The organism is Pedobacter sp. AJM (assembly GCF_002197755.1).
In the GTDB taxonomy this organism is placed as follows: domain Bacteria; phylum Bacteroidota; class Bacteroidia; order Sphingobacteriales; family Sphingobacteriaceae; genus Pedobacter.
The window spans coordinates 148,209-162,827 of the sequence record NZ_NHOT01000003.1 but is presented as its reverse complement, the minus strand read 5'-3'; the positions used below and the strand labels follow the sequence as shown (position 1 = coordinate 162,827).

At 39.4% G+C, this 14,619-nt stretch carries 13 protein-coding genes; 7 read left to right on the top strand and 6 right to left on the bottom strand.

Annotated features, from left to right (window positions below):
* Nucleotides 1-10: 10 nt before the first annotated feature.
* The 3 genes from scpB to CBW18_RS06530 form a co-directional block, all read right to left on the bottom strand.
* Nucleotides 11-577, bottom strand: a complete 567-nt coding sequence (gene scpB, locus CBW18_RS06540) for an SMC-Scp complex subunit ScpB (RefSeq protein WP_088300510.1) — start codon at nt 575-577, stop codon at nt 11-13.
* A 252-nt stretch (nt 578-829) separates the two neighbouring features.
* Nucleotides 830-3,790: a two-component regulator propeller domain-containing protein gene (locus CBW18_RS06535; RefSeq protein ID WP_088301306.1), complete on the bottom strand. Its 2,961-nt coding sequence runs from the start codon at nt 3,788-3,790 to the stop codon at nt 830-832.
* Nucleotides 3,791-3,821: 31 nt separating this feature from the next.
* Nucleotides 3,822-4,607 (bottom strand): LytTR family DNA-binding domain-containing protein, encoded by a 786-nt coding sequence (locus CBW18_RS06530; RefSeq protein WP_088300509.1) that lies wholly within the window; start codon nt 4,605-4,607, stop codon nt 3,822-3,824.
* 123 nt (nt 4,608-4,730) lie between these two features.
* Here CBW18_RS06530 and CBW18_RS06525 point away from each other — a divergent pair, with 123 nt between their 5' ends.
* From CBW18_RS06525 to CBW18_RS06505, 5 genes are all read left to right on the top strand, one after another.
* Nucleotides 4,731-5,453, top strand: coding sequence for a ferritin-like domain-containing protein (locus tag CBW18_RS06525; protein ID WP_088300508.1), 723 nt, complete (start codon nt 4,731-4,733; stop codon nt 5,451-5,453).
* Nucleotides 5,454-5,472: 19 nt separating this feature from the next.
* A complete protein-coding gene (locus tag CBW18_RS06520; RefSeq protein ID WP_088300507.1) occupies nt 5,473-6,333 on the top strand; it encodes a ferritin-like domain-containing protein in 861 nt (286 codons plus the stop codon).
* Nucleotides 6,334-6,900: 567 nt separating this feature from the next.
* Entirely contained in the window at nt 6,901-8,298 is a 1,398-nt protein-coding gene (locus CBW18_RS06515; RefSeq protein ID WP_088300506.1) for a tellurite resistance TerB C-terminal domain-containing protein, read from the top strand.
* Complete coding sequence (locus CBW18_RS06510) at nt 8,295-9,608, top strand: ATP-binding protein (RefSeq protein WP_088300505.1); 1,314 nt, start codon at nt 8,295-8,297, stop codon at nt 9,606-9,608. Before CBW18_RS06515 ends, CBW18_RS06510 begins: the two co-directional genes overlap by 4 nt.
* Nucleotides 9,605-11,746, top strand: coding sequence for a DEAD/DEAH box helicase (locus CBW18_RS06505; RefSeq protein WP_088300504.1), 2,142 nt, complete (start codon nt 9,605-9,607; stop codon nt 11,744-11,746). The genes CBW18_RS06510 and CBW18_RS06505 overlap by 4 nt, the downstream gene beginning before the upstream one ends.
* Before the next feature lie 100 nt (nt 11,747-11,846).
* Here CBW18_RS06505 and CBW18_RS21830 read toward each other — a convergent pair whose 3' ends face one another.
* Nucleotides 11,847-12,068, bottom strand: a complete 222-nt coding sequence (locus tag CBW18_RS21830; RefSeq protein ID WP_371566714.1) for a DUF3892 domain-containing protein — start codon at nt 12,066-12,068, stop codon at nt 11,847-11,849.
* Nucleotides 12,069-12,317: 249 nt separating this feature from the next.
* Nucleotides 12,318-13,436, bottom strand: a complete 1,119-nt coding sequence (locus tag CBW18_RS06495) for an alpha/beta hydrolase (RefSeq protein WP_088300502.1) — start codon at nt 13,434-13,436, stop codon at nt 12,318-12,320.
* Nucleotides 13,437-13,580: 144 nt separating this feature from the next.
* Here CBW18_RS06495 and CBW18_RS06490 point away from each other — a divergent pair, with 144 nt between their 5' ends.
* Both CBW18_RS06490 and CBW18_RS21730 read left to right on the top strand, forming a co-directional pair.
* Nucleotides 13,581-13,949 carry an STAS/SEC14 domain-containing protein gene (locus CBW18_RS06490; RefSeq protein ID WP_088300501.1) on the top strand — a complete coding sequence of 123 codons (369 nt, stop codon included), beginning with the start codon at nt 13,581-13,583 and terminating at the stop codon, nt 13,947-13,949.
* Between the two features lie 23 nt (nt 13,950-13,972).
* Nucleotides 13,973-14,107 (top strand): hypothetical protein, encoded by a 135-nt coding sequence (locus CBW18_RS21730; protein ID WP_256387651.1) that lies wholly within the window; start codon nt 13,973-13,975, stop codon nt 14,105-14,107.
* 123 nt (nt 14,108-14,230) lie between these two features.
* Here the strand turns inward: CBW18_RS21730 and CBW18_RS06485 are convergent, their stop codons facing one another.
* Nucleotides 14,231-14,599, bottom strand: a complete 369-nt coding sequence (locus CBW18_RS06485; protein ID WP_088301305.1) for a response regulator transcription factor — start codon at nt 14,597-14,599, stop codon at nt 14,231-14,233.
* Nucleotides 14,600-14,619: the final 20 nt, after the last annotated feature.

The window sequence follows — 14,619 nt, the reverse complement described above, 5'->3', positions numbered from 1 at the left end:
TTAAATTATTTTACTCTATGTTTTCACCGACTGCATTTTCATCTTTTGCGATATCTTTTAACTGTGGAAGTTGGTTTAAATGGTTTAAACCAAAATAATCCATGAATAATGAACTGGTCCGGTAAAGAATTGGACGGCCGGGCGTTTCCGCTTTTCCTTCCATGCTGATGAGTTCTTTTTCCAGCAAACGCTGCACAGAATAATCTGAATTTACACCTCTGATTTGTTCGATTTCCAGCTTGGTAATGGGTTGGCGATAAGCAATAATTGCCAGGGTTTCCATAGCGGCCTGACTTAATTTTTTCTTGGAACGGTGTAACTGAAGCTGATTAACGGTTTCATGAAAATCCTTTTTAGTGAGAAACTGGTATCCATTGTTTAAATTTACCAGTTCAATCGCAAATTCATCCTGCTTATATTTTTCCTCAATCATCATTATACACTCCAGGATATACGTTTCAGTATATTCCTCTTGTAATACCGAATTTAAAGCCAGATTAATCTCCTGGATGCTGATACTCTGAACAGAAGAAAAAATAAGGGCTTCAATGTGTTTGCTAATGTCTTGCTGGAGCATATACAAAAATATAATTTTCAGGCATAAAAAAAGCGGTCTCGCTTTTTAAAAAACAAGACCGCTTTCAACACACAAATGAAACCTGAATTAAGATATAGCTTTAGGTTAGGTTATTAAATATCTATATCAATCCTATAAGAACGTCTTTGATAAACACTATCGTTTATTTCTAACACAAGTTTAAGGCTAAACCATGATCCCGGGAAGTTCTATTTAGTGAGTGGTATTAATAATTGAGTAAACGGTAAATTATTATTTTAACGATATGGAAATTGACACGGTTGTACCATTTATAGCATTTTGGTGCACATTTAAGTGTATAGGTTTTGCTTCAATCTGCGCCAACAGGTTCAGTCGTTCTTTCGTCAGTTGCATACCTTTACTGATATGGGTATCCTTTTTATTTTTTAAAGAGTTTTCGATTCCAATACCATCATCTATAATTTCGATGTTCAGATAAAAGGAATCAAGCATTTTAATGTTGATCTGGATTTGGCCTTCCGTTTCCTTTGGCATAATACCATGCCAGATGGCATTTTCTACATAAGGCTGCAACAGCATGGAGGGAATAAAAGTATCGCCAAGGTCTATTTCCGGGTCAATTGAAAAAATATAATGTAGTTTATCCCCAAAACGGTTTTTTTCCAGTTTCAGGTAAAGATTAAGGTATTCGAGCTCTTCTTCCAGTGAGATATAGCTTTTGGTACAAATTTCCAGATTTTTTCTGATCAGGCGTGCAAAACCAGTTAGCACTTTATTTGCCGATGCCGTATTTTGCGTATTGATGTAATGCTGGATGGAGTTCATTACATTGAAAACAAAATGCGGATTCATCATGGCCTGAAGTGCCTGTTGTTCGAGCATCAGCACTTTATTTTTCAGGAGTAATTGTTCCTGTTCTTTATCTTTCTGCTTGCGGGTAATGTAAACAGCCACCTTATAAAAGATATATGCCACTAATAAAATCAGAACTGACAGGAACCATAGGCTTTGCCAGAATTGCTTTTTAATCGTAAAAGCGATCTTGGCTGACGGGCCCCAGTTTCCGTTTTGGCTTTTTGCACATACTTCGAAAACATAATCTCCGGATTGCAGGGATGAAAAATCTAACCTTCTGGTTCTGGTTTCCAACCAGGCAGAATGATCGTTTAAGCGATAGCGATAGGTAATATCGCTGGTGGTAAAATCTACAGCGCTAAAGGTAAATAGGATAGTGCTGTTTCCGGTTTCGAAGGTGAAGTTTTCCTTATCAATAGGTAAGCGTTCATTATCTTTGATTACAGAGGTAACGTAAACCTTTGGTAAATTCCTGCTAATATTTTTATTGTTGTATTTAAATAATATCAGCCCTTTATTCGTAGCGAAATAGGCGGTACTATCATCAATAAATAAGCTATTGATGTCATCACTCAGCAAATCTTTCCCATAATCGAAATTGGCTACTGCCGGGGCCTGCGGGTAATTGGTAATCTTGTTTACGCCTTTATTCGTAAGTACCCAGATTTCGTTGTTTTTAATAAAAAGTTTGGTACAGATGTTATTGGTTAACCCATTTTCCTGGGTAATCTGTTTGGTTATTTTGCCTTCGTGATAGAAGATTAAGCCATAGCCATCTGTTGCCAGAATCAGCGTGCCGTCAGCCAGTTGCTGGATATCATTAATCCGTTTGGTTAAAAGCGGTTCATGTTCATAATGTTTAATCAGGCGGCCATTCGAAAATTCAGATAAACCATTAATATTCGAAAACCATAAATTTCCTTTATGGTCATAAAAAACGTGGTAAGACCTGTCTTTAAAAAAATCTTCTTTTTCTTTATATTTCAGTGAATTAAATTCAAATTTTCGTGCTTTATCGGATAAGAAAACAACACCGGATGATAATGCCAAAGCCAGGTGATTATTATTTCCACTTAAACTAAAATGCTTAATCACAAACATGGAATTATTTGCTTCTTTCAGGTAGCTGACATCATCTGTATTTTTATAAATGTTTTTAAAAACACCCATTCCGTAATCAGATGCAAAATAAATCGATTCATTCTGTGCATCGAAGGAGAGTTGCTTGATGGTTTTGTACTTTTTAAAATCATCTAAACCTACTTCCATAATCTGGTAATTATGAATATTCAGAATATCAATAACAGCGTCATCAGTGCCCAGCCATAAGCGGTTTTTCGCATCTTTGGTAATGCTCTTGATGACATTGCTGCTCAGGCCGGATTCTGCATCTATAATGGAAAGTCTGTTACTGGCATTCGGCAACATATAAATTCCTGTGGTTGTGGCAAACCACATATTCTGGTTACTATCCTTCATTACCTGATTTACCGCAATATCCTGAAGGTATTGTATTGTTTTTCCGCTTTTATTCAAAGCAAAAGTGCCATTCGCATTGGCCAACCATACTTCTTTTAATGACTGATCATAATAAAAATAGCCTGACATGTTTTTAATCAGGTTCTGTGGAATGGAAATCAGGTTATTTATTTTGCCCGATTTTAACACTTTAAGTCCTTCCTGATCAAGATAAATGAGAGATTGGTCAGGCATGTTACAGGCCGTCATATATGAAATGGGGCGTACTTTTGACCGGAGGATTGAAAATGTTTTGCCATTAAACCGTTGAACGCTTAAATCACTATAGGCCAGGATATTTCCCTGTTCGTCTTCATGAATAAAAGCATTGATAAATTTATCATCAGGGTTAGGAGAAATGTACTTTCTGATCATTTTTCCATCCCAGCAAACAATTAAATTGGAGTTGGTACCCAGCCATATTTTTCCGCTTTTGTCAATCAGAAAAGATACAATTACGGTATTGAAATTAAGTTTTCTGAGCAGCTGGTCATTATTTTTATTATAAAATTTACCATCCTTTAAATAACTGAGTTGCCCGTTTAGTGAAAAGAACCATAGCCGGCCACTTTTGTCTTCCTTCATCTGCAGGATCTGTGTATCAGGCAAGCCGTCTTCAATGGTGAAATTTTGAAAGTTGGTTCCATCAAAGCGACTAACCCCATTGTCGGTAGCAATCCAGATGAAGCCTTTTTTGTCTTGCAGAATATAATAGCAATTATTACTGGCCAGGCCGTTTTTCGAAGTATAATGTGGCAGGTAGGTTGTTTGAGAAAATAGGTCAGCAGGCTGCAAAAGCAATAACAGCAAGGCGAAAATGAAAGAATAATGATGAAAAACCTGCATTTTCTTAACCATTTGATCTGCTTTTAATAGTGTTGAAAGGAAATTAGTGGTCACTTCCAGCCTTGATAAAAAGTTTAATTTTCTCAAAAAAATCGCTTGCTCTTCTTCTTGATATATTAATGCTCTCTCCGTTTTTTAAGAAAACCTGCAATCCGTTTTTAGAATTATATTCTTTTAAATGATTGAGGTTAATAATACTCGATTTATGGATGCGTACAAACTGATCAGAAGGAAGAAGTTCTTCAAACTCCCTTAAAACTTTCGAAACGGTAATTTTATCCTGATCGGCAAAATGAAGTACAGAATAGTTGCTGTCTGCCTCAATATAAATGATATCATCAACATCAACCATTTTAAAGCCCTGTCCGTAGGGTAGGGTTAACTTTTTAATTTCCGATTTATTGTTGAGGGTTGAGGCCAGATTAGAAATCCGTTCATCAATTTCATTCTGGTTTTGAAAACGTTTGAGGTATTCGGCAACTTTATCAACAGCTATTTTTAATTCATCAATGTCGATGGGCTTCAACAGGTAATCCAGTGCATTTGCCTTAATAGCCTTTAAGGCATACTGATCATATGCGGTGGTGAAAATTACTACAGCATGGTGTTTTTGGGCATCAGGAATGAGTTCAAAACCATTACCACCCGGCATCGCAATATCCAGAAAAATGAGATTGATGGGATGATGGGCTAAAAATTCCCTGGCCTCGGCTACCGATTTAGCGATTCCTGTGATTTCTACCTGCGGACAATTTTGTTGTAATAAAAAAAATAACGACGATCGCGCGAACTCTTCATCATCAACAATAATGGCTTTTAGTGTAATCATAGCTATAGGTTGGTGAATGTATTAAAATCACTTAATAAAAAAAAATCAAAAATGAAAAACCAGCGGATTAATTGTCACGTATGTATCATCAAACGAATTCAAAAACCTAAAACATAGATGACTATGAAAAACAATGAACTAGAAACAAAAAGTGAACTTCAGGAAGAAAGTTTATTTAAAGGCTCACTAGGCAGAAGATCTTTTCTTCAGTATGCCGGAGCAAGTGCAGCTGGTATTGCCTTGGTTGCGGCCGGTTGTAGAAAAGACCGTGGTGTTGAAAACGTAATGACTGGGGCGACCTTAGATTTTAAAAATGAAATTGGTGTTTTAAATTATGCTTATGCATTAGAACAACTAGAAGCTGCATTTTATGTTAAAGTGGCATCTGCACCACCATCGTCATTCACTACTGCTCAAAAAGCTTATTTCCAGGATATTCAATTCCACGAAATTGCACACAGAGAGTTTTTGAAAAATGTATTAAGTACAGCTGCGATTGGAAGCCTTGAAGTAGATTTCTCTTCTATTGATTTCACAAGTGCTAGCAGCGTTTTGGGTGCAGCAATGACATTTGAAGATTTAGGTGTAGCCGCATATAATGGTGCTGGTGTACGGATTACAACAGACGCTTACCTGGTAGCGGCAGGTAAAATCGTATCAGTAGAAGCACGTCACGCCGCTTATATCAGAGACATCATTTCTAATGGAAGTTTTGCAAATTTAAATGAATTGACTTCATTAGGTGCTAACGTTGCTGGTGGATTAGACGGGGCACTTACGCCAGATAAAGTGTTAGCCGCGGCCGGAAAATATATCAAAACAAAAATTAACGTAATTAACCTTTAATCTTTAAAACTCAGCAATCATGAATATCTTAAATATATTAGACCAAATAGAAAAAGTGGATGGAGAGATCTATGAAAGATTAAGTCCGCGACGCAGTGCAATGAAAGATTTTTTCAATGTTGGAAAGAAAATTTCTATGGCTGCATTACCATTAGCAATGGGTTCATTATTTCAAAAAGCTTATGGACAAACTAATCCATCTTCTGTTAATGATGTACTAAATTTTGCTTTAGCATTAGAATACCTGGAATATAATTATTATAACCATGCCTTAACATTGGCCAATTCTACTTATATCCCTGACGGACCTGCAAGACAAGCAATCACAACCATTCGTAACCATGAACGTGCACACGTAGATTTATTGAAAGGTGCTTTGAACATCAGTGGTGCTGATCAATATGTATATGCTGATTTTGATTTCACAGCCGGTGGTGGTTTTGCAGACGTAGATACCAATTATCAAACATTTTTAAAAGTAGCATTGGCTTTTGAAGATACAGGTGTTAGGGCTTACAAAGGTCAGGCACCAATTTTGAAAGGTATGCCAGTATTAACAACTGCTTTACAAATTCACTCTGTAGAGGCTCGTCACGCATCACATATCCGCCAAATGGTGGCTGCGAATGTATCAGGTGCATCTGCGTTAAAGCCTTGGATCGCTTACACTTCAAATGGTAATGATACTGGTGTTTCGGCAGTAGACGCAGTTTATGCAGGAGAGCAAAATACAACTCAGGCTGGCGTTCAGATTACAGGTATTAATGGTACAGCAGTTACACAATCTCACGCAGCAGAATGTTTCGATGAATTCTTAACAGGTTCTGATGTGAAGAAAATAGCGAATTTATTTATCAAGGCGGGTAAGAAATTAGCATAATAAAAACATTTACATTATTGATTAGGTAATGTTTAGTTTGAGGTAGAGAGGCAGAACGGAGTTCTGTCTCTTTTTTTTGGAACAGGATTTTTAGGATTGGTTATACACAATTGCAATAGGGAATCTAAACCTGCAGTTGGCCATATTACGGCAGGAATAAAAGCACATTGATCATTCAGTACCTTAAACGGACATTAGTTATGCTCTTATGAAGAATGATGATGGGCATTATTAAATAAAGTTCTTTTCATTTTGATTCCTTTACAAATGACAGTCATTCTGTAATTTATTTCTGTGATTATTCCCCCAATCAGCTAGTGTATTTACAATGGAAATAACTGTCTTAGCATATTCAATTGGCTCGTAAGTAACAATAACAATCAATAGTATTTCAGCTGCCCATTCTGATAGCTGGTTTAGAGCTACATTGTGAGGGTAAATAATAGCTGATTTGATTTGGAAATCCGGTCAGAATTTGGCTATATTAGTGGCTATGGTAATGTAGGATGCTTTTATCTTTCTACAATTGTCAGACGCTAAATTAAGGACTCTTCATCATTAACATAAATGGAACTATCCATAATCGACGTTACCGGTGCCGGTGAACGGATCCCGTTTTCAAATCCTGGATACAACGGTACCATGCAGCTAGATAAGTTGGGTGACGAATATCAAAAACAGTTAAACCTTAATGACCAGCAGGTACATATCCTGAACCAGTTATGGTATCCCAGCAACAATTTCAGCAGCATTCCTTTCTGCAGGAAAGAAATCGTTAAGCTTTTCGTGCTCATTTTGGAAGATCTGTCCTATAAATACAGGAAACAGGGGACGGCCATCGAAGTTGAATTCAACACGGTAGCCGACCTGATGACCCGGAATCGTTTTAAAACCGGACTGAATGATTATAGCTATAAACTTACGATGCTATCTTCCCTATTGGATATCCACTATAATATTTTCAAGCATGCCGAGAATGCACTGCGTGCTCATTACGGGCACACCCGCAAGATCAATACCGATCTGGATATCAATGATGAAGAGGTCTTGCGTGAATACAATTCCCGGATAAGCGATAAGCTCTCGCAGGTCCTGCAGGTATGGATTCCCCGGGTCGATATGCCCGATCGGAAAACAGAGCGGTTACTGTATGCCCAGAGCCCCGGAAGATGGAAGCAGGCTTTTGAGGTGATCAGCAGGGATTTTAAAAAAGATACGCAGCGTTATATTGACATGGTACTGGACCTGGCGGAATTGAACAGCTCCAATCCATCTAAAGAGATGATCTATTATGAGGCGTCCAAGGACATCGCTACCATAGACCCACAGGCGGCATTGAGGTTATATGTGCATTATATCCATTGCGATCTGTTATCAGAAACTTTTGATAACAGGCCATTGAACAAAACCAATATCAAAAAGCTGTTTAAAACCGATGAGCAATTGCATGATTTCCAGGTGGTGATCGAAAACCTTATTGCAAACAGGGATTTAGCACAGGCCCTTTCTGCAGTATCAACGGTATTGCTTCCCAAACGCAGGAAAATCTCACTCAACGCTGATGCAATCGAGGCGATCAAGCAAAAGCATTCCGGTACAGTAAAACTGCTGGAAAAATATCTACAGGATGAAGATGAACAGGTTGTCATGCCGGTTTTGACCGTGCCTGATCTGCCGGACCTTGTGCTGGTATCTGTTGCCCAGGACAAAACCAAGGTGTTTACAGATGAGGTTAAACTCTCTGCTATTCAAAGTGAAATTCTTATTCATTTTGAAAGGAATAATTTTGCGGTACCGCAGGATGAGATCGAAGAGATAGCCAGGAAAAAAGGTGTTTTTAAAAACCAGCTTATAGACAGTATCAATGAAAGCTGTTATGATTTTATCGATGATGTCCTGATTGAGGAAGAGGAGGACAATTACGTGATTTACAAAAATTATTATCAAAATATTTTAGCAAAATGATAGAAAATTTAAAGCCAAAAGAGGCTACAGCGATCATCAATTCACTTATTGGCGGTGTAGTCCCAAAGATCGGGATACAGCATATTACTGTGGGAAGGTCCGAAGAGATCGATGCAGTTGTTGCTGCACTTGAAGATGTAAAGAATGGACACAGTATGGTAAAGTTCTGGATTGGGGATTTCGGTTCGGGGAAATCCTTTATCCTGCACCTGCTCAATACGGTCGCCTTGAAGCAAAAATTTGTGGTAGCAAAAGCCGATTTTACCCCAGATAACAGGCTGTATGCCAATGATGGGAAGGGACTTGCACTTTATGCTGCCATCATGGATAACATCGCCATCCAGACCAAACCCGAAGGGGGCGCATTGCCGACATTGCTTGAGAAATGGATTGAGCAGGTGGTGAGCAGAACGGCAGAAGAAAACCAGCTACCGATCCATTCGATGCGTGAGGAGGCCAACCTGCCGCTTGTGCAGAATGCGATTATGAAAACGATCAATGAACTTTCGGATAGCGGTGGATTTGATTTTGGGACAGTAGTGCTAAAGTATTACCAGGCCTATATTTCAGGCGATGATATGCTCAGGAGAAATGCGTTAAAATGGCTAAAGGGTGAATATAGCACCAGGACCGAGGCCAGACAAGACCTGGGTGTGCGCGAGATCATCAATGACCTGAACTATTATGATATGCTCAAGAACTTTACCAGACTTTTTGTGAGCATAGGTTATAGCGGCTTTATGATCAATCTTGATGAGGCGATTAACCTTTATAAGATTTCCACTGCTGCCATGAGGGAGAAAAACTATGAAAAGATATTAAGTATTTATAACGACTGTTTTCAGGGAAAGGTTTCCCACCTGTTTTTCAACTTTGCCGGCACTTTTGAATTCCTTCAGAACGAGCGCCGGGGACTATTCAGCTATAATGCGCTGAAAACAAGGCTTGAAACCAATAAGTTCGAGACTGTAGGGATCAGGGATTTTGCCCAACCGGTGATCAGGCTATTGCCGCTGGATAACAATGAGATATTTGTGCTTTTAAAGAAGCTCAAGCTGATCTTTGATTTTAACTATAAATCGGAAATAGCGATCACTGATGAGGACATTTTAAGTTTTATGGAAGAGCTGTTCAATAAGCCCGGGGCAGATGAATTTTTGACGCCAAGGGAGGTAATCCGCGATTTCCTGAATATCCTCAATATACTGCGGCAGAACCCGGGACTGGATAAAAACCGCCTGTTCTCCCAGGTGCAGATTTCCGATGAGAGGCCTGATGACCTGATCCTGGACGGGATCGAAGAGCTGTGACAGCATTCGACCTGTTATCTCCTGCGGTAAGAAAATTTGTCAGGGATAAACGCTGGGAAAGCTTCCGTGATATCCAGTCAGTCGCGATCAAAAAGATCATGGGCGATGACCGACATTATATCCTTGCATCCAGGACTGCTTCAGGGAAAACCGAAGCGGCTTTTCTGCCGATATTGTCCAAGTTGGATTTCAACCAGGGCGGGGTTGCCGTGCTTTACATTTCCCCGCTCATCGCGCTCATCAACGATCAGTTCATGAGGGTGGAAGACCTCTGCTCTGATATGGAGATTACAGTGACCAAATGGCACGGAGAAGCAAACAAATCGCTCAAAAACAAATTGCTCAAGGCTCCGCAGGGTATAGTGCTGATTACGCCCGAATCACTGGAGGCCATGTTTGTCAATAAACCATACGATGTTAAGAATCTCTTCTCGCAGCTGAAATATGTGGTGATCGATGAGATCCATTCGTTCATTGGTTCGGACAGGGGTGTTCATTTGAAATCGTTGCTCTCCAGGATTCAGGATATCAATTCGGGCAGCTTTTCGGTTGTTGGTCTATCGGCCACATTGGGCGATTTCGCCGAGGCCAAAAAGTTTACCGGTGAAGCCGAAAGAACGGTTGTGCTGAAGGATCCGGCCGCAAAGGACCTGGATACCGTTTTTAAATATTTTGAGCAGACTGGTAATACCCTGCCGCTGGAACTGCTAAAGGATCTTTATAGGGAAAGCAGGGATTCCAAAGTATTGGTTTTTCCCAATAGCAGGGGAAGGGCCGAAGAGGTCGCGGTCAGCCTGATGAAAATAGCGGAGCGGGTAGGCGGACATGCGAATTATTTTTCTCACCATTCTTCCGTTGATAAACAGGTAAGGGAATATGTGGAGGAATTTGCGAAGAGCAAGTTACGGAGGAATTTTACCATTGCCTGTACCTCAACGCTTGAACTTGGAATTGATATCGGATCGGTTGACCAGGTGGTGCAGCTAGATGCGGCGCATAGTATTGCGTCGCTCATACAGCGTGTAGGCAGAAGTGGGCGTAGGGAAGGGGCGAAAAGCAGGCTTTTATTATATGCAACGAATCCCTGGAGCCTGTTGCAATCACTTGCAGGCTGGCTTTTATACCTGGAAGGCTTTATCGAACCTCCTGAAATCATTGACTACCCCTATGATATCCTGCTCCACCAAGCGCTTTCGATCACCAAGGAGCATTCAGGAAACACAAAAAAAGAGCTGGTCGGGAGTTTAAAATCCAATTATGCTTTTAAATTAATAGCGGAGGTTGAAATTGTAGAGATTGTAGATTACCTGATTTCGATAGATTTTTTAGAAGAACTCGGAAGGGAGCTGATTATTGGGGTAGAGGGGGAGAAGATTGTGAACGGACGTGATTTTTATACCGTTTTCAATGCGCAGACCTATTATAAGGTCGTCAGTTCCGGTACCGGGATCGGCCAGATCCCGTTTACTGCCCAGGTGAGGGAAAATGAGAACATTTTACTGGCGGCTAAAATCTGGAAGATCAGGTTTGTGGACCATGATGCCAAAAAGATCGAGGTAGTTCCGGCAAATGATGGCAGAAGACCTTTGTTTTTTGGTGAAGGAGGAGATGTACATCCGCGGATCCGTGAAAAAATGATGGAGATCCTTTACAGCAAGGAAATATATCCGATGCTCGATGAAAACAGTGCAAAAGAGATCGAAAAATTAAGAACAGAATTTAGTGTTTTTCTTATCGTGGATCCCAATTTACAGCGTCCTATGCTTATTGAAGCAAAAGAAATCAGCCTGTATTCATTCAGTGGATCACGTATCAATAGGACGCTTTCTTTCTTTTGGAATCTGAGCGGTATTGATGTTAGTCTCAATGATGATCAGAGCCGTTTTAAAATTGAAAGTGAGGTGCTGGATACCGGAGAATTTGACAAGCTTCTCATTCCCTCATCAGACGATCTGGATTTTCACCTGGAGAATTTTCTTTATGCAAATCCCGGAGCATTGACAGCATCGAAATGGGCAGTTTATCTCCCAGTCAAATATAGATTGCGGTTATTAAAACAGCGGTATTTTGATTTTGAGGGAGCCGGGCACTTTAAGAATATGACTTGGGTAAGCAACCTGACTTTGGATATACAATAATCTCATTGGCTTTTTCACTTTGCGGGTATACGGGGCTTTGGGTAATGTAAGATAATAAAAGGGCTACTGATCAACCATCGGTAGCCCTTTTATTTAATCGTTATTTACACTGCGGTAAACTTAAAAGGTTATCCTTTTGGGTTCTGTCCGGAACTGTTCTGATGTAAGCCCTTCTGCCCGCAGGGCGTTCGACTTTAACATAAGCAGTACCCTGGGGAGTGCTGACATAAAATTCATATGAATTTCCATCAATACGCTTGATAGCATCCTCCACGCTGATGATAACTTTCAGTCGTAATGCCGATTCCTTGTATCCAACCAGCCCACTATGGTCGAGCGAGACTGGATGACCTATTTCTTTAAAGCGCCTGTTGTAGATAGTTCACCCTGTTCAATCTCGAAAACAATCTGATGTTTAAAGGATAAGAATAGTCTTTTTGGGTATGCTTTTGGTATCCCAATTTGTAATAATTGTCATAACGATGCGTTTTTGCATCGCTATTTCAGGACTAGACAATGAAGTGAAATAAAACGCTTGTAATTTTACAGGCGTTTTAACTTTAATGAAGTTCTATTTAAAGGCTGCTTTCAATTGTTCTGCAGCATATGCCTGGGCCGCTTTAGCTTCCGGTACAACAGCTGCCATTCCAAAAAATTCATGTGTTACGCCCTCATAATTTCTGCTATTTATATTTACGCCTGCCTCAGCCAGTTTATTGGCCAACATGGTGCCATCATCATGCAAAGGATCTATTTCTGCAGTAATAATAGTGGTTGGTGGCAATCCTTTTAATTTGGCATTTACCAAGGAAATTTTAGGGTTTTGTGCTTCAATCATTGTGGTCAGGTATTTTTCCGTAAACCAGGCCATCATGGCTTTATTTAGTGGTTTGGCATTGGCGTACATTTTATAAGATTCCGTATTCATATTGGCTTGTGCAATAGGATATACCAAAACTTCGTGTACCGGAACCATAATATTTTTATCTCTGGCCATAATGGAAACGTTTGCAGCCAGGTTTCCACCAGCACTTTCTCCAACAACAGCAATTTTAGCCGGGTCTCCTTTCAGGCTCACTGCATTTTTAATCGCCCATTCATATGCGGCAAAGGCATCGTTATGTGCGGTGGGGAATTTGTTTTCTGGTGCCAAACGATAGGCTACTGACACCACAACTGCATTAACCTGTTCTGCAAGGCCTTGAGCAGAAGCATTGTAAACATCAAGATTTGCAATAACGAAACCACCGCCATGATAATAAACAATTACAGGAAAGGGACCATTGCCTGATTTCGGTGTATAAATGCGTAAATGAACTTTTCCACCTGGAACATCAATGTCTTTTCCGGTAGTATCAACCATTGGAGCAGGTAATTTTATGTGATTTACTTTGATCAGATCCATAACGGCATCAGTAGGCGTATGATTTTTTCTGGCATCTGCAGCACTAAGTGTTTCTATGGGTTTATCACCATAGCTTGCTAATTTTTCAATCACTGACTGCATTTCCGGCTTAATGCTTTGTCCCCATTCTGGTGGCGGACCAGCAGGTTTTAAACCGGTACTCGCTGTTGAATCTGCAGTTAAAGAATCAGTAGAAGTGTTGGTCTTGGTCGTGTTTGTACAGGCGGAAACTGTAATGGCTACAGACAGTGCGGCTATCAGTAGCCTATTTAAATTGCTTTTCATAGTTTTAATTTATTGTTTTTATTAAAGTTGTTTTAATAACGTTATCAGGAAGATAAGAGTTTTAAATGCTTTACAACTTTCCAGATTTTTAATATTATTCAAACTTCTTAAGTGTTCGTGCTGTTCTAAGTAAAACCATTTTATATGTTAACTGAAATTACGGGATTACCCGATCATATTTTTGGCGTTCGGGCTACTGGTGTGGTAAGTGCCGATGATTTGAAAGACGTTCTGCTTCCTGGCCTGGCCAGAACATCAGATCGTTTCGGAGAAATCAGGTATTTACTGGTACTGGATACTGAAGTTAAAAATTTCACTACAGGCGCATGGATTCAGGATGCTAAAGCAGGTTTGCAAAACTTTACCAAGTGGAAGAAAATTGCTGTGATAAGTGCTGAAAAAAGTGTAGAATGGTTTTCTGATTTTTTTACTTTTTTAACACCAGGCAACTCCAGGGGATTTAAACCTGATGAAATAGATGAAGCCAAAGCCTGGATTGCCACTGAAGATTAAATTACATTAATTAAAATATTATTATGAAAGATTCAAAAACAGCAGCAGAAAAAAATAAAGCAACAGCACCCAAAAATGGGAAAGCTAAAAGTGCAGATGAAAAGGTAACTTCAGCAAAAGATGCCAAGAAAGTTGATGTAGCTAAAAAGAAGGATTAATCTGTAAAATTGTAATTATGCAGGCAGGAAATAAATGATTATTGCAAGGTTTATTTCTTGCCGATAACTGAACACCTAAACTAAAAGGAGTAAATTACGCCTTTTTGGAATAAAATTTATGTGCTAAGCTTTTAATAATGCGTAAATTTTATCCATTAACTCATCAATATTAAATGGCTTTGCCATGAAATCGTCCGCAGAAACATTATCGAGAATATAATTATTTGAGTGATAACGTGCAGAAATCATCAATACAGGTATATGACTTGTAGCCTTTGCTTTTTTTAATTCTTTAAGGAGCACCCGACCATCAATATCAGGAAGCATAATGTCCATTATGATCACGTCAGGTTTGAATTCCTGTACATGATTTAGAAAATTTGTTCCATTATTTAAGCCTTCAACATGGAAAGCTTCACTTTCTAGAATGAGCGTAATTACATCTAAAATAGCATGGTTATCTTCAACAACCAGAATGTTTTTTTTTGCCAAGTTTTGCAATTGATTTTTTA

Coding starts and splice junctions, on each gene's coding strand:
- scpB (WP_088300510.1), bottom strand. CDS start 577: ATGCTCCAGCAAGACATTAGCAAACACATTGAAGCCCTTATTTTTTCT.
- CBW18_RS06535 (WP_088301306.1), bottom strand. CDS start 3,790: ATGGTTAAGAAAATGCAGGTTTTTCATCATTATTCTTTCATTTTCGCC.
- CBW18_RS06530 (WP_088300509.1), bottom strand. CDS start 4,607: ATGATTACACTAAAAGCCATTATTGTTGATGATGAAGAGTTCGCGCGA.
- CBW18_RS06525 (WP_088300508.1), top strand. CDS start 4,731: ATGAAAAACAATGAACTAGAAACAAAAAGTGAACTTCAGGAAGAAAGT.
- CBW18_RS06520 (WP_088300507.1), top strand. CDS start 5,473: ATGAATATCTTAAATATATTAGACCAAATAGAAAAAGTGGATGGAGAG.
- CBW18_RS06515 (WP_088300506.1), top strand. CDS start 6,901: ATGGAACTATCCATAATCGACGTTACCGGTGCCGGTGAACGGATCCCG.
- CBW18_RS06510 (WP_088300505.1), top strand. CDS start 8,295: ATGATAGAAAATTTAAAGCCAAAAGAGGCTACAGCGATCATCAATTCA.
- CBW18_RS06495 (WP_088300502.1), bottom strand. CDS start 13,436: ATGAAAAGCAATTTAAATAGGCTACTGATAGCCGCACTGTCTGTAGCC.
- CBW18_RS06490 (WP_088300501.1), top strand. CDS start 13,581: ATGTTAACTGAAATTACGGGATTACCCGATCATATTTTTGGCGTTCGG.
- CBW18_RS21730 (WP_256387651.1), top strand. CDS start 13,973: ATGAAAGATTCAAAAACAGCAGCAGAAAAAAATAAAGCAACAGCACCC.